Below are 22,377 nucleotides of genomic sequence, written 5' to 3'. Positions count from 1 at the left end.
TTCTAAGTTTTAAGCCGTAAGTTCAAAGTAATAAGAGCTGAAGGTTAAAGCTAAGACGACGGCCTTCGGCCTATCGCTACGCGGACGGCTACGCCTATTCGAAGGACTAGGCCCCGATAGCGCTAGCAGCATCTTTCCTGTAGGAGGGTGCTTTAACCCCGATATTCATGGGTGTATTCTCTCCCCTGTAGGAGGGTGCTTTAGCCCCGATGTTCATGGGTTTATTCCCTCCCGGCTAAAGCCAGTCCTACAACTCTGCATCATCCAATTGCCCTAGGGTCTCCCCCCTAGGAACTCGGACCTTCTCTTACAATTATGCATAGGGTAAAAAAGCCAATAATGATGCCAATCCAATCAAAACAAAGATGACACTAATGATATTTTTTATCTTTTTCATACGTGCGCGGGTATTCAAGTCTCTGGCCACCCCCCACTTTATCGCTACCCGGTAAATACCGATGGCGGCATGTAATTCAACACTCAACAACAACGGCAGATATAAGAGCCAAACCCCATCGTTCCAGATCCTGCTCGCCGAGCCCGATGGGCCTATGGTTGCTGGCGCCGAGCCGATAAGCCAAAGGTGCACCGGCAGTAAGACAAAGATAATGACACCGGTAATGGCCTGCCACACCCAAAGCTGAGTATCACCATGCTTGATGGCGCTCATCTGCTTTCTAAGCGCTAGCTGCTGCTTTAAACTCAGCGGTAATTTTTGCAGTGCTACCAAGACATGAATGAAAGCTAACGCACCAATCCCTATGGCAATAAGCGAAACTATCCAAGGATAGCCATGGCCGTCGCTGCTCAAAAAACTCAGTTCCATCAAACCTGCAACCCAGCTCATCGCATCGCCACCGAGTAAGATGGATGAAACCAAGACTAAATGCGTCCATAAGAACAACGTTAAAATCACACCAGAAAGGCTCTGACTGATATCGAGCCAGGCAGTCCATCGTCTTCCTTGCGTCTTAATTTTTGTACTTGTTGTCGTTATTGTATTTGTCGTACTTTCTGCGATTGCAGAATCATTAATAGTCATATGTCCTCACTGAATGTTGAGTTGCTACATGATCTAAAAACCTTATAAAGGGTAATGATAATGTCGCCCACAAATCACTCAATTACAGTGAGGTAGATCAATTCAGCTCTAAATAATCAAGGATATCCTTATCTAATCAAGACTAATGGCCAGTTGGGACATAAGGTTCTATAGGCAAAGATAAACCGCTACCTATGTAAATATATGAAACTAAACTAAGTACACCGATAGTAATCAGGTAAATAATCATGACTTTTGCCAGCTTTCTTAAACCTGATCGGTTAGCGGTTATCCCCCACTTCACTGCAACACGGTACAAACCAATCATGGCATGGATAACCACAGCAGGAAGCAACAAGGCATAGAGCAACCAGGCATTGGCGTGATAAACACGTTCAGCAGATAAGTGAGGACCAATTTCAGGATTGGTGATCATGGTAAATATGTGTACTGGGGCTAAGAAAAATAAGATAAAGCCGGTAACAAGTTGCCAGAACCAGGCATGACTATCTTTGTGCTTGATGACATTCATGTGCCTGCGAAGTGCTCGCCACTGGCCAATTTGCGCAGGGAAACGACGCAGCGCAACCGCCGCATGTAGGATCACAACCAGCAAAATGAAAATTGAAAATATTTTAGTAACAATAGGAAAACCATGGCCCGTTTCGCTAAACATGCCGCCTTCCAGTATTTGCACCACCTGATAAAACGCTTCTTTACCCAGCAAAATACTCGATTCGAAGTGTAGATGTGCTAATAAGAAACAGCCCAACAAGATACCTGTGGCACTTTGAATTTTATCGGCTTTCGCAGACCAAGGATGTCCGCCGATACCTAAAATACTAGATGCGGGTAATAGAGTTCTCACAGTCATGTTCTTATCTGCCTATTGTCGGGATTTACACTCTAGCAGGAAGATCATTGATGTGAGATGTGCCCTAGACATTTCGTGATTTAACTCACTAGATTAAGTCTGAGTATTTGATGCCTGTCACAAACAATGGCTAAGTGAGCAAACAGAGGTAAGACCAATTAACCACTTTAATTCAATTGGTTACGACAAGCATTCAAACGAGACAATCAATGGTACATTTATATTCATTTCAGCAAGATAAGTAATAGCGCAACTAATTACTCACCAATAAACACCTGGATTCATCACTTATGATCGCTTTGTATGTTTACCTAGCCAGACTCAGCCCCTACATTGCTTTGAAACTCGCAATACATGCAGGCTTGGGTATACAATAGCCGCAATTTTACAAGTAACGAGACGATTCCATGCCTTGGATCCAACTGAAAATTGATACCGATAGCCAACACGCAGATGCATTAAGCGATCTGCTGATGGAAGAAGGTTCACTATCTATTACCCTAGAAGATGGTAAAGATACCCCCATTTACGAACCAACCTTGGGTGAAACACCACTTTGGAGTCACACCGTACTGACTGCGTTATTCGAAGCCGATAGAGATCTTATTATCCTCGTTGAGCAACTAAAATTAGTGCCTTATTTAGGTACCGATTTTAGTTATAAGATCGAGCAGGTCGAAGACAAAGATTGGGAACGTGAATGGATGGATAACTTCCACCCAATTCAATTCGGCAAACGACTCTGGATCTGTCCTAGTTGGCGTGAAATCCCAGATCCCCAAGCGGTTAACGTGATATTAGATCCAGGCTTAGCATTCGGTACAGGTACTCACCCGACTACCGCTTTATGTCTCGAATGGTTAGATGGACTGGAGTTAACCGATAAAGAGGTCATCGACTTCGGTTGCGGCTCAGGCATCTTAGCCGTCGCGGCGCTAAAATTAGGTGCTAAAAAAGTCACTGGAATCGACATTGATTATCAGGCAATCGAAGCTTCGAAGGCCAACGCCGAGCGCAATGACGTATTGGATCAGATCAGCCTCTACCTTCCGGAAGATCAACCGCAGGATCTTAAGGCCGATATCTTGGTTGCCAACATACTTGCGGGGCCACTACGTGAATTAGCCCCATTAATTGCTGAAAAAGTAAAACCTGGTGGTCAATTAGCACTGTCAGGCCTGTTAAAAGAACAAGCCGATGAAGTTGCTGAATTTTACACCGAATGGTTCGATATGGATGAGCCGGCTCACAAAGAAGAATGGAGTCGCTTGACAGGAATACGTAAATAGCTGTATTGAGCAGCACACCTTGTTCCGCCTAACTATTCTCAGCTCGCAAAAGTCAAGAAAAAAAGTTTCATCTAGGTCATTTATTGACCTTTTCACCGACTCAAAAAAGACGTACTATAGCGCCCCTTTGAAGCGCAGGTATGTTGAGAATGCAGATTGGACCCTATCAACTGAAAAATCAGCTGATCGTGGCACCAATGGCAGGTGTCACAGACCAACCCTTTAGAAATCTTTGTGTTCGTTATGGTGCTGCCATGGCGGTTTCAGAGATGCTTTCATCTAATCCCGATGTTTGGGACACAGATAAGAGCCGCCAGCGCATGAGTCATGCTGGTGAGAATGGGATACGCTCAGTGCAAATCGCAGGCGCCGATCCTGAATTGATGGCCAATGCCGCTGTTGTCAACGTACAACAGGGAGCACAGATCATCGATATCAATATGGGTTGTCCTGCTAAGAAAGTGAATAAGAAGCTAGCGGGTTCAGCTCTGCTGCAAAACCCCGTGCAGGTAAAAGCAATTTTACAGGCCGTGGTAGCCGCAGTCGATGTACCTGTGACACTGAAGATTCGAACCGGTTGGGCTCCAGAGCACAGGAATGGTGTTCAAATCGCCCAGATAGCCGAAGATTGTGGCATTGCCTCATTGGCCGTTCACGGCCGAACCCGGCAGTGCATGTATAAAGGCGACGCCGAATACGACACGATTAAGGCTATTAAACAGAATATCTCGATCCCAGTTATTGCTAATGGAGATATTGTCACCCCAGAGAAGGCACGATACGTGCTCGATCATACCGGTGTCGATGCTCTCATGATAGGACGAGGTGCCCAGGGACGGCCTTGGATTTTCCGAGAAATCCAACATTACCTGGATACGGGTAACAAGCTAGCGCCTGTTGAGATGGATGAAAAGCGTCTTGTGATGCTGGAACATCTTGAAAACTTATATGAACTGTATGGTGAGTATAAGGGCATCCGTTTTGCTAGAAAGCATGTTGGATGGTATTTGGACCAGGAAGAACAGCGTCCATTCCGTGCCGAGTTTAATCGGCTGGAGACTGTTGAAAAACAATGTTCCATGGTGGAACGCTATTTTGATGAAATTGCACAGAATTAATTAAAGAGCAGAATACGAATGTTTGATCAGACTACTAACACAGAAACTCATCAGCTTACAGTTGGCAAAATCGAAACAGCTAACGGTACTATTAAGCCTCAGTTACTACGTGACGCTGTAAAGCGCGCTGTAACAAACTTTTTCGCTCAGATGGACGGACAAGAAGCTGAAGAAGTATATGAAATGGTGTTGAGCGAAGTTGAAGCTCCTCTGCTAGATATCATCATGCAGCACACTCGCGGTAACCAGACTCGCGCTGCGAACATGCTGGGTATCAACCGTGGCACTCTGCGTAAAAAATTGAAAAAGTATGGCATGAACTAATCGTTCTTTCCTTACTAAATAAAAAAACCAGCTTCGGCTGGTTTTTTTATGTCTGATTTTTCACCTAAGTTTAATCTACATCATAAAAAGGTCTATTCCTGACTAATTTAGTCAAGTTTTACTTGTCCATAAGCTGAGTGCCAAATAACATCCCCACTAAAGGTATAAATAATTTACAGCTTTGGAGCAGGTATGAGCACAACTTCTCAATCGGATCTCACACTATCCCAGCAGCGCGTCGGAAAGTTAGTGGCGGATGATTTTCGCGCCGCGCATATATTCAGTCAATTCGATATCGATTTCTGTTGCGGTGGCGGACGTTCACTCGCCTCGGCCTGTGACAAATCTGGTGCAGACTTAGCCGAGGTAGAAGCCGCGCTGGCCGCCATAGACACATCGGGTCCTAAGGAAGATACACTCAATCAACTAGCCATCGATAAGCTGATCGACTATATCGAAGATACGCATCATACCTACGTGAGAGAAAAAGCCCCACTCCTGCTCGAATACAGCCAGAAGATGGTACGCGCCCATGGCGAAAATTATCCGGAAATAAAGCCATTTTCTGGCTGGGTTCAGGCATTAATCGAAGATCTGGTGCCTCACTTAATGAAGGAGGAGAAGATTTTATTCCCCGCAATCAGGGCCATGGCTGCCGGAGAATCTGTTGACGCCTGCTTCGGTCACATAGGCAATCCTATCAATGCCATGGAACATGAGCATGATGAAGCTATTCAGATGCTGGAAAAGCTCCATGAGCTCACTAATCACTTCCAACCACCTGAGCATGCCTGTACCACCTGGCGTGTCTGCTATGCCACTCTGGCGGAGTTTGAGGCTGACTTGAAACAGCATATTCATCTGGAAAACAATATCTTGTTTCCGAAGGCTCTAGCCCAGTCTGAATAATACCAATCGGTATAACTAAAAATAGTGTCCCGTCCTGAAATAGGTTGACGGTTTTATCAGGCCAGTAGCAAATGCTGCTGGCCTTTTCCGTGACGGTGGATAATTTACCCGAGTAATTCTTGCAACTCATGTATGTCTTGAATTTCTAAATGGGGCAATAACTGACCGAACCTGTGCAGTTTATCTCGGCCAAAGCTTGGATTGAGCCAAGCAGACTGACAGCCTGCCATTCTGGCTCCCATAACATCGGATGCATGACTATCTCCGACGTGCAGTAAACTGTGTAGTGGAATGTCGAGCCTACGACAGGCGTTATAGAACATATCCGGGTAAGGCTTCATAAGTGTGCCTTCGCCAGGATGAAGCACAAAATCCAGCACATCACCCAAACCGATTTTTTCGGCATCGACATTGCCGTTAGTGATGCCGATTAATGGATATTTATGACTCAAGTCTCGAAGCAAGTTTATGACAGGTCTTGGAACGGTAAAATCAGAGCGCTTGTGCAAGAAGCAATTCAACCCAGCCATGGCACCTGATTCGGCATGCTCTCGAGAGTAACCAAGCATCAGCAGTCCTTGTTCTAACATGATCAGTCTTGCGGCACTTGTATCATGGCCAAGCTCAGGCTGATTCTGGATAAGACTTGTTTTGAGCTTTATCCAGTCATCCCTCTGCCAACGACGTGTCTCGCTATAGGTTTGATGTAAAAATTGCAGCAGTGAAGCTTCTGCCCCCCTGATAATAGGACCGTTATCATATAAGGTGTCATCGAGGTCGAAGCTAATCGCTTGATAGGCTCTAGGCCTGAGATATATCTGAGCCATCAGCTTTCCTCCCCTTTCGCGCTATTGAGCTTCTTGGCTCTACTGGCCCTTGGGTGAGCCCCGTCGTACACTTTTGCCAGATGTTGAAAGTCTAAACTTGTGTATATCTGAGTTGTCGAGAGATTGGCATGGCCAAGCAACTCTTGCACCGCACGCAGATCGGCGCTCGACTCCAACATATGAGTCGCGAAAGAGTGACGCAACTTATGGGGATGTACCCGCATATTCAAGGCCTGCTCTTGTCCCCACTTAGCTAATCTGGCTTGTATGCTTCTATGGGCTAATCGTTTTCCCTTACCTGTGACGAATAACGCATCGTCTTGGCAAGGAATACTCTCTCTAAACACTAACCAAGCCTGGATAGCTTGAATCGCACATCGACCTACAGGCACGATCCTTTCTTTACTTCCTTTACCTAACACTTTAACTTGCCGCTCGGCAAAGCGAATAGCAAGCACATCTAGAGCCGCCAACTCGGCGAGTCTTAGACCGGAGGAGTAAAACAACTCCATGATAGCTTTATCACGCACACTCAAGGGATCGTCGGCGTCTATCTCTAATAGGTGAGTAACAGAATCGAGATCCATATTTTTTGGCAGAGGTTTATTTTGCTTAGGCGCACTCAGACTCTTGGCTGGATTAGCGTTAATGACCCCTTCACCCAGTAAGAAGTCACAAAACTGCTTTACCGCAGAAAGTGTTAATGACAGAGAGCGAGGACTCAGGCCCTGGCGGTGTAGTTGCCCCAAGACGTGCTGAATCTGTTCATGGCTGATTTCAGACCAGGAGATAGGTAAAGAGGCACTAGCTTCGAGTTTGTCGGTGACCCTATGCAGTTCGTAGAGGTAATTTCGTACTGTATGTGCCGAAAGCTGTCGCTCGCTGCTCAAGTAACTCTCAAACCGCTTAAACCAGTTAGCGTTCATATTTGCTCCATTCAGAGCCTCTCAGCTTTTTCAATTCATGGCGGATAGGTAAACACCCTGGTTGCCACGAGTCCTGTCGTTATGCTGCTTACAGGCTCTTGGCAAGATGTTCTGAGCACAGTTAAAGTTTAGGCAGTAGATGATCTATGAGTTGCTTCAGTTGATCCAAGAGTAGGTTATCCATTTCCGGATGAAAGTGCATCGCATTTTGACTCGCTATGGCAAAAATAACCTGACCACATTGATCAGATAATCTGGATAAGGCCACAGAGCCAACTTCGCAGCCAAATAAGCGTTTCGACTCTGCCGTAGTGAGTCGACCAAAATAATAACCTTGGCTCAAGCGCTTACTCCAGATACGCGACAACTCGCTATCTATGTCGTGAACCGTAATTAATCGAACATGACTAAACTGAAATTGCGTTTTTAAACCTTCGGATAACTCTTGCCTCAGTTCACCGAGATCTTCACATTCAAGCAGTTTAAGTGAGAGCCTGGTATTGAACATGTAGATCATCTCATTACGGGTAGCCATCCCCATCAAGGATGTGATCTCCTCCTCTAACTGCTGTATCCGGCTGCGCAGCATCTCTTGTTGACGCTCAACCAAGGACACGGCCCCACGCTCCGCATGTGGAATTCGCATTGCTAACAGCAGCTCAGGATAACGAGTGAAAAAGTCAGGGTTATCCAGTAAGTATTCTCGAATCAGTATCTCATCGAAAGGCAGTGGTTTTTTCACATTAGTCATTTCGGTCATGTTTGTATCTGTCCGTCATATACGTGTTCGGCAGGCCCTGTCATCCATAAAGGTTTACCCTCTCCATCCCAATTAATAGTCAGGGTACCACCAGGTAGGTCGACACGAACACGCTTATCGAGCTTACCTTGTAACTGACCCACAACAACCGCAGCACATGCACCAGTGCCACAGGCAAGCGTCTCTGCCGCGCCTCGCTCATATACTCTTAGTTTAATATGACCTGAGTTAATCACCTGCATAAAACCGACATTCACTCCCTTTGGGAAGCGCTCATGTTGAGTCAATAAGGCGCCAACCCCCTCGACATCTGCCGCCTGAATATCTTCGACATCCAAAACACAATGAGGGTTACCCATGGAAACAGCGCCACAGAGAAAGGTCTGCACCTTAGATTCTTCAGTGTCGGTCTGTATCAAATATGTTTTTTCAGGCCGCTTAGCATTAAAGGGGATCTTGCTTGGCTCGAGTACCGGAATTCCCATATTCACAGTGACATTGCCGTCAGGCTCCAGGCGCAGGGTAAGTTTGCCGTTGGAGGTACTGACTTTAATTTTTTGTTTGTTGGTCAATCCCTTGTTACGCACGAAGCGAGCGAAACAGCGTGCGCCATTACCACACTGTTCAACCTCTCCGCCATCGGCATTAAAAATACGATAGTGGAAATCGAGATCGGGATCATAAGGAGGCTCCACCAGAAGCAACTGATCGAAACCTATACCAAAATTTCGATCGGCAAGGCGTTTGATCTGCTCAGGCGAAAAAAACACATTCTGTGTTACGCCGTCGACCACCATGAAATCATTGCCTAAACCATGCATCTTAGTGAAATGGATCAAGTTAGGTATCCTTTAAATCGCCCTGTTCCGTGACTCAATAAACCATTTATCTTTATCTGAGAACGAAACAGAAACATCATCAATTAATATAAACAGTTTACGGCAGGAGTTGCTCACCTTGCCATAGCTGAGTCAATTTTTCTCTCTCTCGAATAACAAAAGCCTGATCCCCATCGACCATCAACTCGGCCGCTCTAGGGCGTGAATTGTAGTTAGATGACATGGTAAAGCCATAGGCGCCGGATGAGCGCACAGCCAGATAATCACCCGCCGCTAAATTCAACGCTCTGTCTTTTCCTAAGAAGTCACCTGTTTCGCATACAGGCCCCACGATATCGTAATTTAAGGTTTCACCATCACGCGGCTTAACAGGGATAATATTTTGCCAAGCACTGTAAAGCGCAGGACGAATAAGATCATTCATAGCACCATCAACCAGAGCAAAGTGTTTATCACCGTTACCTTTAAGATAGAGCACTTGAGTCACAAAGATACCCGCATTGGCAGCAATAGCACGACCAGGTTCGAAGATGAGCTTAAGATTTCGGTCACCTAAACGTTCGAGCAAAGCTGCTGCATATACATCAGGCTGGGGCGGTGTCTCATCGTTATAAGGCACGCCTAAGCCACCACCCACATCGAAATGTTCAATATGAATGCCCTGTTCAGCGAGTCGATCGATTAAGGCTAACATGCGATCCATGGCATCGAGGAAAGGCTGGATCTCGGTTAGCTGGGAGCCGATATGACAATCGACACCTTTAACTTCTAAATTCGGTAATGCGGCGGCGCGAACGAAAATAGCCTCGGCTTGCTCCATAGCGATACCGAACTTGTTATCTTTAAGGCCCGTAGATATGTATGGGTGTGTGCCGGCATCGACATCCGGGTTAACACGCAGGGAAACCGGTGCAATCTTACCTATACGACCAGCAACAATATTTAACTGCTCAAGCTCGGCTGCAGATTCGACGTTAAAACAATGAATGCCTATATTAAGTGCCATCTCCATTTCGGCGGCAGTCTTACCTACACCTGAAAATACCACTTTAGCGGGATCGCCACCGGCTTCTATCACTCGCAGCAACTCACCACCGGAAACGATGTCGAAACCACTACCCAAACGCGCAAGCACGTTCAGGACGGCAATATTTGAATTCGCTTTTACCGCATAACAGATAAGATGGGGATGATCGGCAACCGCACGATCAAATGCATGCCAATGACGCTCTAACGTGGCACGGGAATAGATGTATAAAGGAGTACCATGGGTACGAGCTAGCTCAACGACAGAGCAATCTTCGGCCAATAATTCATTATTTTTATAGAGAAAATGATCCAAGAGTTTATTCCTTATTACTTTGTTTCTTTGGTTGCTGCTGTTCTTGTTTCTGGTTATCTTTTTTGTCTGGCGATTTATATAACGCCCCTGTTTGCCCGCAAGCGGTCACAAAAAGGCTGGCAAACAATATCAGTGAACACAGTCTCATTTTTCTCAACATCAATCTTTCCATCTAATTAAGTACTATTTAATCTTATCTGTATTAGCCGCTTCAGTCTCAGAACACATATGATCTAAGGCCCTTACTAGTCTACTGATGTTGCAGAGTTCAGCTTTCTACGTCAAGTACATATAGGCCTAATACATACTAAACTGAAATTTATTTGCTGCGAATAAGCACTAATACCATTCCATATAAGTATCTGGTCAGTTCAGAGACTCTCAGTTTTTTCAATTCAAGGCACATTGATGAGGAAATGGTTATTCCCTTTTAAGTCAATGTAACGCAGAAGTGGAAACACTGAGAGCCTCACGTAGTGCGGCTGATGTTTAAAGAAAATGGCAAAGCCCTTTATGCTACGTTGAATGTTCTCGATATACGACTGCATGGATGCAGGAGGTAGAGCAACGCAGGAGCTTGTTGCCGAGAATAACTATTAGCTTCAAATATTCGCCTAGCCTACAGTGCTTTGAACTCCCGCCGAATGATCAGATACTTACTCGGAATGGTATAAGATGATTTTCGTAAAAAGTAATGGAGCATACCAAGCACGGTTGTTACTATGTAAATATTCAAATTTGCCCCATTGAAGGACGAAAACAGATGGCAATGACAGACACACAATTTCATCAACTCGCCGATGAGATGTTTCAAGCGATAGATAACGCTATCGAACTTGCTATCGATGAACAGGATGCCGACATAGATATCGATGCATCAGGGAATGTATTGCAGCTAGAGTTTGAAGATGGCTCTAAGATCGTAATAAACAAGCAAGAACCTCTGCATCAGATCTGGCTTGCGACGAAATTTGGTGGTTATCATTTCTCTTTCGTCGAAGGAAAGTGGATTGATGAGCGAAATAGCAGTGAATTCATGCCCTTCGTCATAGAGTCTATTCTCAAACAAGGTGGCGTAAGCCTATCTCTCTAGTCGTCTACATACCTGACGAAAATGAATAAAGGGAACCTTAGGTTCCCTTTATTCATATCCGCTTAAAAGTCCATCTCGGCTTCTTCCACTGATAGCCCAAAAGGGATCACCTGTAATCGGCCATCCACTCTCATCAGGCGAAAAAATTGTGGCAAATTAAACCTTTGGGTCGAGATGTCTGGCTCTTCGAATGCATGAAAATGGCTCACCTCACTCACCAACTCATCGACACTGGTTCCCTTTTGGAGATAGTGATTTAACTCATTTTTTTCATTTAAAACAAATATATCCAAATCATCATCACTCTGACGCAAAAAATATTGAATCGCTCCCCTGGCGGCAAAGTCTTGGATCACAGCGGGGGCCATAGTAAAAGGCTCGTTACCTAAGTTCGGCCTGGGCAGTTCGATCAACATACTCTTGGTTAGCTGCTGATAAAAAGCTTTAGCGTCTTTAAGATCCTGATACACCATGCCTTTACTATTAAAGAACAGGCCATACTGTACCTTAGCCACCTTGAGTGGATAAACTAATGTTGCAGAAGAGGACACTTTCCAGCTTAAGCGCGCCGCGCGACGAACCAGGTTTTTCACCGTCTGCTCAAACTGATCTTGTAACCTAACAGAACCACTCACCACCTCGATCTTCAAGTCTTCGGCTGAACGACGAATGCCAGGAGTAATGAAGGCCAATGCCTCTAATATGGCAAGCTCTCCATGGTAATGATGACAGTACCACTCTCCCCATGAATTAAGGCAGAGAAGATCGATTGACTCCAACATATTTTGCTCTGCTCGCCCCAGTGAAAAAATATTGGCATTGAGATAATCGACCATGATCTCTTGCCCCTGCCACTGGGACGTTGAATCACTGTTAAAATTGAGCATGAAAACTAACTTGCGATATCGCCAAGGTTGATAAAGGTCCATCTTAGACACTTTCTTAGCGAGGGGTTTAAAAACCTCAATTAAACAATGAGATGCCTTGGTCAAACCCACGGATTTACGCTCCCCACTTGCCAGCTCATACCAGCGGGTCATTTTTTCACTGACGCCATTCATCACCGCCCAGGCGAGTAGCTTAGCTCGACTCTTAGAGCGGTAAACGGCCCTTTGTCCGATGAAGGCTTTCCGATTTGGAGGGCAGCAATATAAACAATACTCTTGCAGGTTATGGCTGTAGACAATCGTCAGCTCTTGCTCTGAGATTGAATCACTCCAAAGCCGATTCAAGCCGATAAGCTGCTCGGTATCACTACTGAAATACGTATGAAGTTTTCGAGTCAGCAGACCCAGTTCAGATAATTTCAAACTCTCACTGAGTTTATGGGTCGAGGCAAATTGCAGCAATGTTTGATAACAACCTAACATCAGCTCATTTAACTGTTCATTAAACCACTGCAGTTGCCCACAGTGCCAACGCTCACAGTTATCTAAGGTCTCTAATAAACTCTTGGACCAGTGCCAACTTTCGACCAGATTATTTAGCTTGTGATAGCGCCAGTCTTGCGCTTGTTCCGGCTCACTTAATCGAACACCGCACTTCAAATAAAAACAACGTCGGGCTATCTCTAAACGACGGGGATCATCTTGTGCTATCAAATAGTTTTCTATCGATTCATAGAGCAAGAAATAGCTATCGTTTGCGGATGAAAAATCACCTTCTATTGTGTGTTGCCACACTTTTTCACTGATAAACTCGGTATTCGGGTACTGAGCAGCATAAGATTCGAGCAGTAAAACCTTCAAAAGTGCCTTGTGTGGCTTATCCAGCCCCTTGTAAAGTTGCCAAAGTGAAGCACCAAAATATTCACATGCCGGGATTTGGCTCACATCTCCTAAAAACAATAACTGCTGCGAGTCCTGAGCATTAGGCCACCAGGCCACCTTCTTGCCAGCCAAACAAATCTGACTACGATAAAACTCTTCCAGTAATAACCAGTGTTGAGCACTACCGCTATGCTCGTTACCTATGGCTCGCAGAGGCTCTGCTTTATCTGGGGAACAGTCAGAAAACTGTTCGGGATGAACCAGGTAGAAATTCACCTCGAGTCCATACTGAGCAAACCATGTCGTCAACAAACCTGATTTCTCTTCGAGTAGTCGGCACTCTTCCTTACTGAGAAGCCGATCATGAACGAGCCAGACATCGATATCACTCTTGGGGTTTTGCCCGAAACTCGACATGCTCCCCATGCTATACACCCCCTCGATAGCAGCCTGCTTAACGAGATGCACCATAGGTCTAACTAAACTTAAGGTGTCACAAGCTGCGAGTTCTTGCTCACTTGGCGCATACTCAAAAACACCAGATGGTGTCATAGGGCCGTTATAGCCGGGATACCCGGTTCGGTGGTAATGCAACAACACAGGAATAAGACGAAGCAGATCTCTTTTCAGCGGAGACAATAATGCGAGAGCACGCGCCTGCCTGACACGATTTAATCGGTCTGCGGTTTCAATAATGTGATTCTGTTCATTGTTCAATAAGAGTCACGCCAAGGCAGGTTGAGAAACAGCTGTAATGCTAACAGCTTTAACTGCCACAAGGAATAAATGAGACCAAGATCACACTTTTAACTGAAGTAGTTTTGGGCAGAGGTCAAAGAATCAAACCCCGTTTGTTACATCTATTCCTAAGCAATGTTAGCATTACTGCATCTAAGGCCTCTGATGGAACATCGAGCATGTCTCAAAACGTCATTCGAATCGCAACACGTAAAAGCCCCCTTGCACTCTGGCAAGCTGAATTTGTAAAAGCAGAACTAGAAAAATTTCATCCAGGTTTGACCGTTGAACTTCTCCCTATGAGTACTAAAGGTGACATCATCTTAGATACTCCATTGGCAAAAGTAGGTGGTAAAGGCTTGTTCGTTAAAGAACTTGAAGTCGCCATGCTAGAAGACAGAGCCGACATTGCCGTTCACTCGATAAAAGATGTACCGGTAGACTTTCCGGACGGCCTAGGGCTCGAGGTGATTTGTGAACGCGAAGATCCACGCGATGCATTCGTTTCAAACAACTACAAGTCTATCGGCGACCTTCCTCTGGGAGCCGTTGTTGGCACCTCAAGTCTGCGACGCCAGTGCCAGATTAGAGGCATGCGACCCGATCTAAAAATCACCGATCTTCGTGGCAACGTTGGTACACGATTAGGCAAGCTAGATGCTGGAAATTATGATGCTATCATACTCGCCGCCGCAGGCCTTAAACGTCTAAAACTTGAAGAGCGTATCACTAGTTTTATCTCAGCCGAAGATTCTTTGCCAGCTAACGGCCAAGGCGCTGTAGGTATCGAGTGTCGTACTAATGATGAGCGTGTAAAAGCCCTGCTCGCACCACTTGAGCATGCAGAGACTCGTTTTCGAGTGACTGCAGAACGAGCGATGAATACTCATCTGGAAGGTGGATGTCAGGTACCGATCGGCGCATTCGCCGAAATCCAAGGTGATACTCTAACACTACGCGGCTTAGTGGGTAACCCCGATGGCAGCAAGATAATCACAGGCACCAGTGTTGGACCAAAAACTAACGCTAAGGCGATAGGAATCACGCTTGCCGAAGAACTACTTGGCAAAGGCGCGAAAGAGATTCTTGATGCCGTTTATATCAAGTAATTGATACTTTCAGTGAATAGCAATCAATGACTCCTGACTCAAGATGAAAGTATTACTAACCCGCCCACATGGGCGAAATCAGTTAATGGTTGAGGCGCTTCTAGCCAGAGGCGTCGCACATCTTGTCACGCCTTTACTTCAAGTAGAAGCCACTCAGGTGCAGCAAAAAAGTCACGGCATGGCTTTATTTAAGCGTGCGGATATCATCATATTTATCAGCACCAATGCTGTAAAATTTGCCGCCAAAGCAATTAAGCAAATCTGGCCCCTAGAGGCACAATTTTACGCAGTTGGTGAAGCGACCCTAAACGCGCTTTCAAAATTGGGCATCTCAGCCCAAGAAGCCCCTCAAGATTGTCAACAGACCGAAGGGTTACTCACACTCCCCCAACTCCAATCTCTCTCTAGAAAGAAGATCGTCATAGTTCGAGGGGTCGGTGGAAGAGAAGCACTGGCTAGTGAATTAATCCATAGAGGCGCCGATGTTAGCTATTGGGAAGTTTATCGTAGGACATGCCCGACATTAACATCGCAAAGCAACGCACAGGCCTGGCAACAAGCCAAAATCGACACGATAGTCATCACCAGTGGCGAAATTCTCGATAATCTAATCAAACTTGTACCAAAAGAGTTATTTGCTTGGCTGCGTGCATGTCATATTATAGTCCCTAGCTCACGAGTACAGGAACAGGCTATTGCCAATGGATTTCAGCAAGTTACCAATGCAAAAGCGGCTAACTGTAAGGCAGTGCTTGCAGCCCTAGGCTTGTAACGTTCGCCTGTAAACGCGCTAAACTCGTCATTTTTGTAGCTATATCGCTTTAAGGGACTGTTTAATGGACAAGAAAAAATTAGATGATAATGCTGTAGAAGCACATACAGAGTTAAACTCTGAAGTAAATGCTAATAATGCCGCTGTGGTAGTCAATAAAGAACCTAAGACTGCTGACACTCCCTCAAAACAGATCCATAGTAAATCAGATACTAACGCCAAGCGTTCCGGTGTCTCTTGGGGATTTTTGTTCAATCTAGTTTTTATCTTGCTGCTAACCTTTGTCACTTGCGGCGGCGGATATTACCTCTATCAAGAACTTGCTGTTCAAAAAGACAGAGCTCAGGCGCTATCCATTGAGCTGAAACAAGCCTTGAATGAACCGGCCAAGCAAATTTCGAGACTCGAAAGAAAACAAGATAAACTCGCCAGCAGCACAAACTCTGGCATAGATAAACTGACAAACAATCAGCTCCAACTGAGTGACAGAGTAGCCAAACTGGCTCAGCGTAACCCCAATCACTGGATGGCAGAGGAAGCAAAATACTTGGTCAGAATGGCGGGTAATAAGCTTTGGCTTGAAAAAGATCCCAGCACATCGGCTAGTTTACTCAAGGCTGCGGATGACCGTATAGAATCGATGAAAGATCCCTCGCTAACGCCATTGAGAAAAGCGTTAGCATCTGACATAGCATCTGTGTCCGCAATCAAGAGCACAGACATTGCAGGGACCGTGCTGACTCTGGATAACATGATAGAGCATCTAAACCAGCTACCATTAAATAGAGTCGATGTGACCAATGCGGCTAATCGCCCAACCAGCCCTGAGATGACAGAGTCGATAGATGATTGGCAAGATAATCTCGCTAAATCCTGGAAGGCATTTATGGACGATTTTGTGGTCATTCGTAAAAGGTCCACAGATATCACGCCCATACTCACACCGGATCAACAATGGTACCTAGTTGAAAATGTCAGAAATAAACTACTTCAATCTCAGCTTGCTCTATACCGACAAGATCAGGTTAATTATCGACAATCTTTGACCCTTGCAAGGAAGTGGATCTATCAATACTTCGATCTCAGCAAAGCTCAAACTAAAGAAACACTAGCAGCACTCGATGCATTAAGTACCTTAGAAATTCAGACGCCGAGTATTAACCACTTTCAATCGACTCCCATGCTTCAACAGTTGGCTACCCACGGTAACTTGATGGTGACTGAAGAGGTTTCCCTATGACACGCGTATTAATCTATCTGGGAATTATTTTATTCGGTCTCTGTATCAGTCCTTTTTTTGAAGGCATGAATGGTTACCTGTATTTCACCATATGGGATTACGAAGTTGAGACAGGTGTCCTTTTTGCGGTTATCGCGCTTGTCGTTTTTTACGGTTTACTGCAGCTAACTGAATGGGTGATTATTTTCATACTGAACCTACTACTTAGCAGCCGTCTGCTCCCCGAAAAATGGCGCAAAAAAGCCGCAAGAAAACACACCTTAGTGGGGGCTCTCGCATTAGCGGAAGAGGATTGGTCCACAGCCGAAAAAGCCATGATTAAAGGTGCAGAGAAAGGTGAACTGCCAACCCTTAATCTACTTGCCGCAGCAAGAGCTGCCCAGCATCAAAATAATACCGAGTCACGAGACAAATACCTGCAACAAGCGGAACAGGAGCCATTGGCTATCAAGGCTGTGAGCACTAGCCGTACCCGATACTTGCTCCAACAAGGAGAGCTAGACAAGGCCAGAATAGAGCTAGATAAACTCTCCCCCACGAGTAAGAGTAAACAACCGGTGTTAAGGTTGGCCTTGGAGTTATATCAAGCTCAAGCCGACTGGCATGCACTGAAGTTACTGCTGCCAATAATTAAGAAGCGCCAGGTGCTTAGTGATGATGATTACCTACACCTCTCAATTATCACCAATAATGCTCTGCTTATTCAGGCACAATCCAGCAGCGAACAAGAATTAGAAAAGGTATGGCACTGGTTAAGTAGAACCGAAAGAAAAGAGCCACAATATCTAGCCAACTATTGCCTAGGTCTACATAAATTCAACCGTGAAACAGAGGCTAAGAAACTCTTAATGAAACAGATAAAGAGCAGGCTTTGTTCAGATACCTCGGTGGCGCTTGCTAAGATACTTTCCCCTGCTGATGTCGAAGAGAGAAAACAGATATTTTCACTTGAGAAAAAGTACGGTGAAGAGGTCAACTTCCAAATATTACTGGCCCAGCTCCATTCGCAAAATAAAGATTATCGTCAAGCCATGACATACTGGAAAAAAGTTTGTCATCAGCAACCGAGCAAAGCCAACTGGCTGGCTTTAGCTGAAACCCATGAGCATCTTGGCGAGCAAAATGGGGCCATTCAAAGTTACCGACAAGCCGCAAGCACTGGTTAATTCTTATACGATTATAAACTAAAAAAGTCACCTTCTAGGTGACTTTTTTATTTAGAACTGCAACCTAACTTATTTCAACAATGCCAAACAGCTGAATAACTTTTAGTTTTCAGTTTTCACTGATAAAAACCCAATATTCATGCCAGCTGTAGCTGATAGTCATTAATTTGACTCACCGTCAATTAGAGCCACACTCAAAACAATATGTGTAATAGCATAAATTTATTTCTGAACAATCAATTTGCAGCTGACGTCTTGGAAGAATCGGCTCTAGGGTATGATTATGGGTGTTTCAGTAGCTAAACAGGACGCAGTTGTCACTAATCTTGTGGGCCAATTAAAGGCCAAAGATGAACAAGGGAATATCAGAGATGTGACTATAGGCGATCTCATTAGAGATGGTGAACAACTGATCTTTTCGCCAAATTCTCAGTTCATCTTACAGATGGCAGATGGAACGATAATTACAGAGACACACTTTGCCGAACCGATACCAGAAAGCTCCTTAGGGGCTGCTCCTGAATTTGCTACAGCACCAGTTTCAGCGGATGCTGAAATTGCCGCCTTACAAGCACAAATTTTAGCGGGTGAAGATCCTACCGCGGGCCTCCCTGAAACCGCAGCAGGAACTGCCGCTGGTGGTGGAGGAAATCAAGGTGGATCAGACTATATAACCTTAGGTAGAACGGGTGATGAAACATTAGCAGGAGCCGGCTATGACACCTCAGGTTTTGGCTTTGCTCCCGCCCCCACAGAGGACCCCTTGATTTTAACTGCGGAAATTCCTGCTCTCCCAACAATAGATGCAAGTAGCGTTACTTTACTTGAAGCTAATTTATTGCAGGGCTCAAACCCATTAGCAACAGCTTTAACTCAATCAAATAGCCTACAATTTGATGTACAAGCAGGGATATTTAGCTTAACCATTAATGGCATAGATATTTTTGTTGGAGGCTTGTTTGTTGGCCCGATAACCATAACAACAACCAACGGCATATTAGTCATTACTGGCTTCGACCTAGATAGCGGTACGCTTGATTATAATTTCTCAATGACCAGTAGCGTTGACAATACGGCATCCGATACTTTCTCGCAAACCTTCACCACCTTAGTAACCGATTTGGAAGGAAACACATCAGCTTCTGCAATCACTGTCAATATCATAGACGATAGCCCTGCGGGTGTAGCCGACACAAACAGCGTTTCAGAAGATGGTGATGCCACAATTTCAGGTAATGTACTACTCAACGATACACAAGGTGCGGACTCGGCAATCGTGTCACAAATTTCTAATTCAGACGGAACCATTGTGGCAGTATCAGAAAGTACCAGCATTTCTGGTAGCTTCGGTCTATTACAAATATCTGCAGATGGTAGCTATACCTATCAGCTAGATAACTCATTAGATAACATACAGGCACTAGCGGAAGGGGAGCAAGTTACTGAAACATTTACCTATCAGTTAACAGATGCCGATGGCGACAGTGTACAGGTGACCTTGTCAATCACTGTAACCGGTACAAATGATGAGCCCGTTGTCGTGGTTATTGACCCTGATGGCCCAGATGGACCCATTCTTCCTGGTGACGAAGGTTTAGTCATCGAAGCGGGTAATGAGGATGACGGCACCATCGTTCCCGGTATCATCACTGCAACAGGTAGTTTAACTGCCACTGATGTCGATAATGGATCCATTTTGACTTGGAGCGGAGATGCTAGCGGAGAGTTTGGTAGTTTAGTCATTGATCCAATAACTGGCGAGTGGACTTATAGCTTAGATAATTCATTGGCGGATAGCTTATCAGAAGGAGAAGTCGTTACAGACCTATTTACCGTCACAGTCACGGACGAGTTTGGCGCAACTCAAACTCAGGTAATCACAATCACTGTAAATGGTACAAACGATTCACCAACAATAACCTCTGGCATTGAAAGTGCCACGGGAGCGGTCACAGAAGTCGATGATCCTCAAACATCCATTGTAACTGGAACTTTAACAGCTACTGATGTCGACGATGGGGCAGTTTTAAGTTGGAGTGGTAACGATACCTCAGCCCTTGGTAGTTTTGTCATTGACCCAAGCAGTGGCGAGTGGACTTACACCGCAGACAATAGTGCTTCCGACAGTCTCGCAGAAGGCGAGCAGGTTGTTGAAACCTTCCTCGTCACCGTCACCGATGAATTTGGCGCAACCGATACCCAACTTGTCACAATCACCGTCACAGGTACCAACGATAACCCCATTATAACCCCTCCACCTGAAGAGCAAGAAGGTGAAGGTGACGGTTACGATACTGGTACAGTAATCGAAGCGGGTAATCTCGATGATGGTACCCTCGTTGCTGGTAACCCAACAGCAACTGGTATGCTCGAAGCAACCGATGTCGATAACGGTGCAGTGCTCACCTGGAGTGGCGATACAACAGGCAGCTTAGGTAGCTTCTCTATAAACTCCGATACTGGCGAGTGGACCTATAACTTAGACAACGATGCCGCCGACAGTTTAGCCGAAGGACAATCCACTCAAGAGCAGTTTCTGGTCACCGTCACCGATGAGTTCGGTGGCACCGATACCCAACTCGTAACCATCACGATTATCGGTACAAACGATAGCCCTGTTATCACATCAACAGTTGATGATGCCACTGGAGCGGTAACTGAGTTTGATGAAGATGAGCAACAGCAAACTGGTGAGCAAATCGCAACAGGTACACTCACCGCCACCGATGTCGATAATGGCGCAGTATTAAGCTGGAGTGGTAACGATACCTCAGCCCTTGGTAGCTTTGTCATCGAGCCAAGTTCTGGCGAGTGGACTTACACCGTAGACAATAGCGCGTCTGACAGTCTCGCCGAAGGGGAGCAGGTTGTTGAAACTTTCCTCGTCACCGTCACCGATGAGTTCGGTGCAACCGATACGCAACTGGTCTCTATCACCATCACCGGCACCAACGATAATCCCATTATTACCCCTCCACCTGAAGAGCAAGAAGGTGACGGTTACGATACAGGTACAGTCATTGAAGCCGGTAACCTCGATGACGGTACCCTTGTTCCTGGTAGTCCAACAGCAACTGGTATGCTCGAAGCGACCGATGTCGATAACGGTGCAGTACTCACCTGGAGTGGCGATGCAACAGGCAGCTTAGGTAGCTTCTCTATAGATCCCGATACCGGCAAGTGGACCTATAACTTAGACAACGATGCCGCCGACAGTTTAGCCGAGAACCAATCAACTCAAGAGCAGTTCCTAGTCACAGTAACCGATGAATTTGGCGGCACAGATACCCAACTAGTGACTATCACGATTATCGGTACAAACGATAGCCCTATTATCACCTCCTCCGTTGCAGATGCCACTGGTGCGGTGACTGAATTTGATGAAGATGAGCAACAGCAAACTGGTGAGCAAATCGCAACAGGTACACTTACTGCCATCGATGTCGATTCAGGTGCCACATTAACTTGGAATGGTAATGACACCTCAGCCTTAGGTAACTTTATCATTGACCCAAGCAGTGGCGAGTGGACTTACAGCTTAGACAATAGCGCGTCTGATAGTCTCGCAGAAGGCGAGCAGGTTGTTGAAACCTTCCTCGTCACTGTCACCGATGAATTCGGCGCAACCAATACGCAACTAGTCTCTATCACCATCACCGGCACCAACGATAATCCCATTATTACCCCTCCACCTGAAGAGCAAGAAGGTGAAGGCTACGATACTGGCACGGTTGTCGAAGCCGGGATTATTGATGACTTTGATGCTAACCCTGCCAACAATAACACCCCTGAGCCCGGTATCGCCGCCATCAGTGGCACCCTGTCTGCCACCGATGTCGATAACAACGCCAGCTGGACCTGGTCTGGTGATGATTCCGGTACTTACGGTGAGTTTGTCATAGACTCTGTTACTGGCGAGTGGACCTATACCCTCAACGATAGCGATCTGGTTAACGAGCTCGCCTCCAATGAGAGTCATAATGAAATTTTCACCGTCACCGTTACCGATGAGTTTGGGGGGACCGATACCCACGATGTCACCATCACTGTCGAAGGTACCAACGATGCACCGATTATCACCACCTTAGATGCCGAAGATACTGGCACGGTTGTCGAAGCCGGGATTATTGATGACTTTGATGCTAACCCTGCCAACAATAACACCCCTGAGCCCGGTATCGCCGCCATCAGTGGCACCCTGTCTGCCACCGATGTCGATAACAACGCCAGCTGGACCTGG

The 22,377-nt window shown here is 45.7% G+C and carries 19 protein-coding genes; 10 read left to right on the top strand and 9 right to left on the bottom strand.

Going from position 1 to position 22,377, the window contains the following annotated elements:
• Positions 1 to 313: 313 nt before the first annotated feature.
• Both FS373_RS29670 and FS373_RS29665 read right to left on the bottom strand, forming a co-directional pair.
• Positions 314 to 1,042 carry a fumarate reductase cytochrome b subunit gene (locus tag FS373_RS29670; RefSeq protein WP_152831326.1) on the bottom strand — a complete coding sequence of 243 codons (729 nt, stop codon included), beginning with the start codon at positions 1,040 to 1,042 and terminating at the stop codon, positions 314 to 316.
• A gap of 142 nt (positions 1,043 to 1,184) precedes the next feature.
• On the bottom strand, positions 1,185 to 1,916 hold the full coding sequence (locus FS373_RS29665) for a fumarate reductase cytochrome b subunit (RefSeq protein WP_144048232.1): 732 nt from the start codon (positions 1,914 to 1,916) through the stop codon (positions 1,185 to 1,187).
• Positions 1,917 to 2,323: 407 nt separating this feature from the next.
• On the opposite strand from FS373_RS29665, the gene prmA reads away from it, so the two are divergent.
• The 4 genes from prmA (at position 2,324) to ric (ending at position 5,556) form a co-directional block, all read left to right on the top strand.
• A complete protein-coding gene (gene prmA / locus FS373_RS29660; RefSeq protein ID WP_152831324.1) occupies positions 2,324 to 3,205 on the top strand; it encodes a 50S ribosomal protein L11 methyltransferase in 882 nt (293 codons plus the stop codon).
• Between the two features lie 149 nt (positions 3,206 to 3,354).
• On the top strand, positions 3,355 to 4,323 hold the full coding sequence (gene dusB, locus FS373_RS29655; RefSeq protein WP_152831322.1) for a tRNA dihydrouridine synthase DusB: 969 nt from the start codon (positions 3,355 to 3,357) through the stop codon (positions 4,321 to 4,323).
• 18 nt (positions 4,324 to 4,341) lie between these two features.
• Positions 4,342 to 4,647, top strand: coding sequence for a DNA-binding transcriptional regulator Fis (gene fis, locus FS373_RS29650; RefSeq protein ID WP_005496187.1), 306 nt, complete (start codon positions 4,342 to 4,344; stop codon positions 4,645 to 4,647).
• Between the two features lie 192 nt (positions 4,648 to 4,839).
• Positions 4,840 to 5,556 (top strand): iron-sulfur cluster repair di-iron protein, encoded by a 717-nt coding sequence (gene ric / locus FS373_RS29645; RefSeq protein ID WP_152831320.1) that lies wholly within the window; start codon positions 4,840 to 4,842, stop codon positions 5,554 to 5,556.
• A 104-nt stretch (positions 5,557 to 5,660) separates the two neighbouring features.
• Here ric and FS373_RS29640 read toward each other — a convergent pair whose 3' ends face one another.
• The 6 genes from FS373_RS29640 to lptM all read right to left on the bottom strand — a co-directional run bounded on the left by FS373_RS29640 (position 5,661) and on the right by lptM (position 10,410).
• Complete coding sequence (locus FS373_RS29640) at positions 5,661 to 6,383, bottom strand: HAD-IA family hydrolase (protein WP_144048236.1); 723 nt, start codon at positions 6,381 to 6,383, stop codon at positions 5,661 to 5,663.
• Entirely contained in the window at positions 6,383 to 7,309 is a 927-nt protein-coding gene (gene xerC / locus FS373_RS29635) for a tyrosine recombinase XerC (protein ID WP_144048237.1), read from the bottom strand. Before xerC ends, FS373_RS29640 begins: the two co-directional genes overlap by 1 nt.
• Before the next feature lie 121 nt (positions 7,310 to 7,430).
• On the bottom strand, positions 7,431 to 8,069 hold the full coding sequence (locus FS373_RS29630; RefSeq protein WP_144048238.1) for a DUF484 family protein: 639 nt from the start codon (positions 8,067 to 8,069) through the stop codon (positions 7,431 to 7,433).
• Entirely contained in the window at positions 8,066 to 8,908 is an 843-nt protein-coding gene (dapF, locus tag FS373_RS29625) for a diaminopimelate epimerase (RefSeq protein ID WP_152831318.1), read from the bottom strand. The genes FS373_RS29630 and dapF overlap by 4 nt, the downstream gene beginning before the upstream one ends.
• A gap of 97 nt (positions 8,909 to 9,005) precedes the next feature.
• Positions 9,006 to 10,250 carry a diaminopimelate decarboxylase gene (lysA, locus tag FS373_RS29620; protein WP_144048240.1) on the bottom strand — a complete coding sequence of 415 codons (1,245 nt, stop codon included), beginning with the start codon at positions 10,248 to 10,250 and terminating at the stop codon, positions 9,006 to 9,008.
• 4 nt (positions 10,251 to 10,254) lie between these two features.
• Entirely contained in the window at positions 10,255 to 10,410 is a 156-nt protein-coding gene (gene lptM / locus FS373_RS32335) for an LPS translocon maturation chaperone LptM (RefSeq protein WP_144048241.1), read from the bottom strand.
• A gap of 603 nt (positions 10,411 to 11,013) precedes the next feature.
• Between lptM and cyaY the strand changes: the two genes are divergently transcribed.
• Positions 11,014 to 11,343 carry an iron donor protein CyaY gene (cyaY, locus tag FS373_RS29615; RefSeq protein WP_144048242.1) on the top strand — a complete coding sequence of 110 codons (330 nt, stop codon included), beginning with the start codon at positions 11,014 to 11,016 and terminating at the stop codon, positions 11,341 to 11,343.
• Between the two features lie 62 nt (positions 11,344 to 11,405).
• Here cyaY and FS373_RS29610 read toward each other — a convergent pair whose 3' ends face one another.
• On the bottom strand, positions 11,406 to 13,829 hold the full coding sequence (locus tag FS373_RS29610; RefSeq protein ID WP_152831317.1) for a class I adenylate cyclase: 2,424 nt from the start codon (positions 13,827 to 13,829) through the stop codon (positions 11,406 to 11,408).
• 200 nt (positions 13,830 to 14,029) lie between these two features.
• Between FS373_RS29610 and hemC the strand changes: the two genes are divergently transcribed.
• The 5 genes from hemC to FS373_RS29585 all read left to right on the top strand — a co-directional run.
• Complete coding sequence (gene hemC, locus FS373_RS29605; RefSeq protein WP_144048244.1) at positions 14,030 to 14,959, top strand: hydroxymethylbilane synthase; 930 nt, start codon at positions 14,030 to 14,032, stop codon at positions 14,957 to 14,959.
• A 43-nt stretch (positions 14,960 to 15,002) separates the two neighbouring features.
• Complete coding sequence (locus FS373_RS29600) at positions 15,003 to 15,731, top strand: uroporphyrinogen-III synthase (RefSeq protein WP_152831315.1); 729 nt, start codon at positions 15,003 to 15,005, stop codon at positions 15,729 to 15,731.
• Between the two features lie 64 nt (positions 15,732 to 15,795).
• Positions 15,796 to 16,971, top strand: a complete 1,176-nt coding sequence (locus FS373_RS29595) for a uroporphyrinogen-III C-methyltransferase (protein ID WP_144048246.1) — start codon at positions 15,796 to 15,798, stop codon at positions 16,969 to 16,971.
• On the top strand, positions 16,968 to 18,137 hold the full coding sequence (locus FS373_RS29590; RefSeq protein WP_152831313.1) for a heme biosynthesis HemY N-terminal domain-containing protein: 1,170 nt from the start codon (positions 16,968 to 16,970) through the stop codon (positions 18,135 to 18,137). Before FS373_RS29595 ends, FS373_RS29590 begins: the two co-directional genes overlap by 4 nt.
• 283 nt (positions 18,138 to 18,420) lie before the next feature.
• On the top strand, positions 18,421 to 22,377 hold a 3,957-nt coding region (locus FS373_RS29585), incomplete at its 3' end, for a retention module-containing protein (RefSeq protein WP_194165953.1).

Source organism: Shewanella sp. YLB-07 (genome assembly GCF_009377275.1).
The sequence above is the reverse complement of the archived record's forward strand: the minus strand, read 5'-3'. Positions and strand labels throughout refer to the sequence as shown.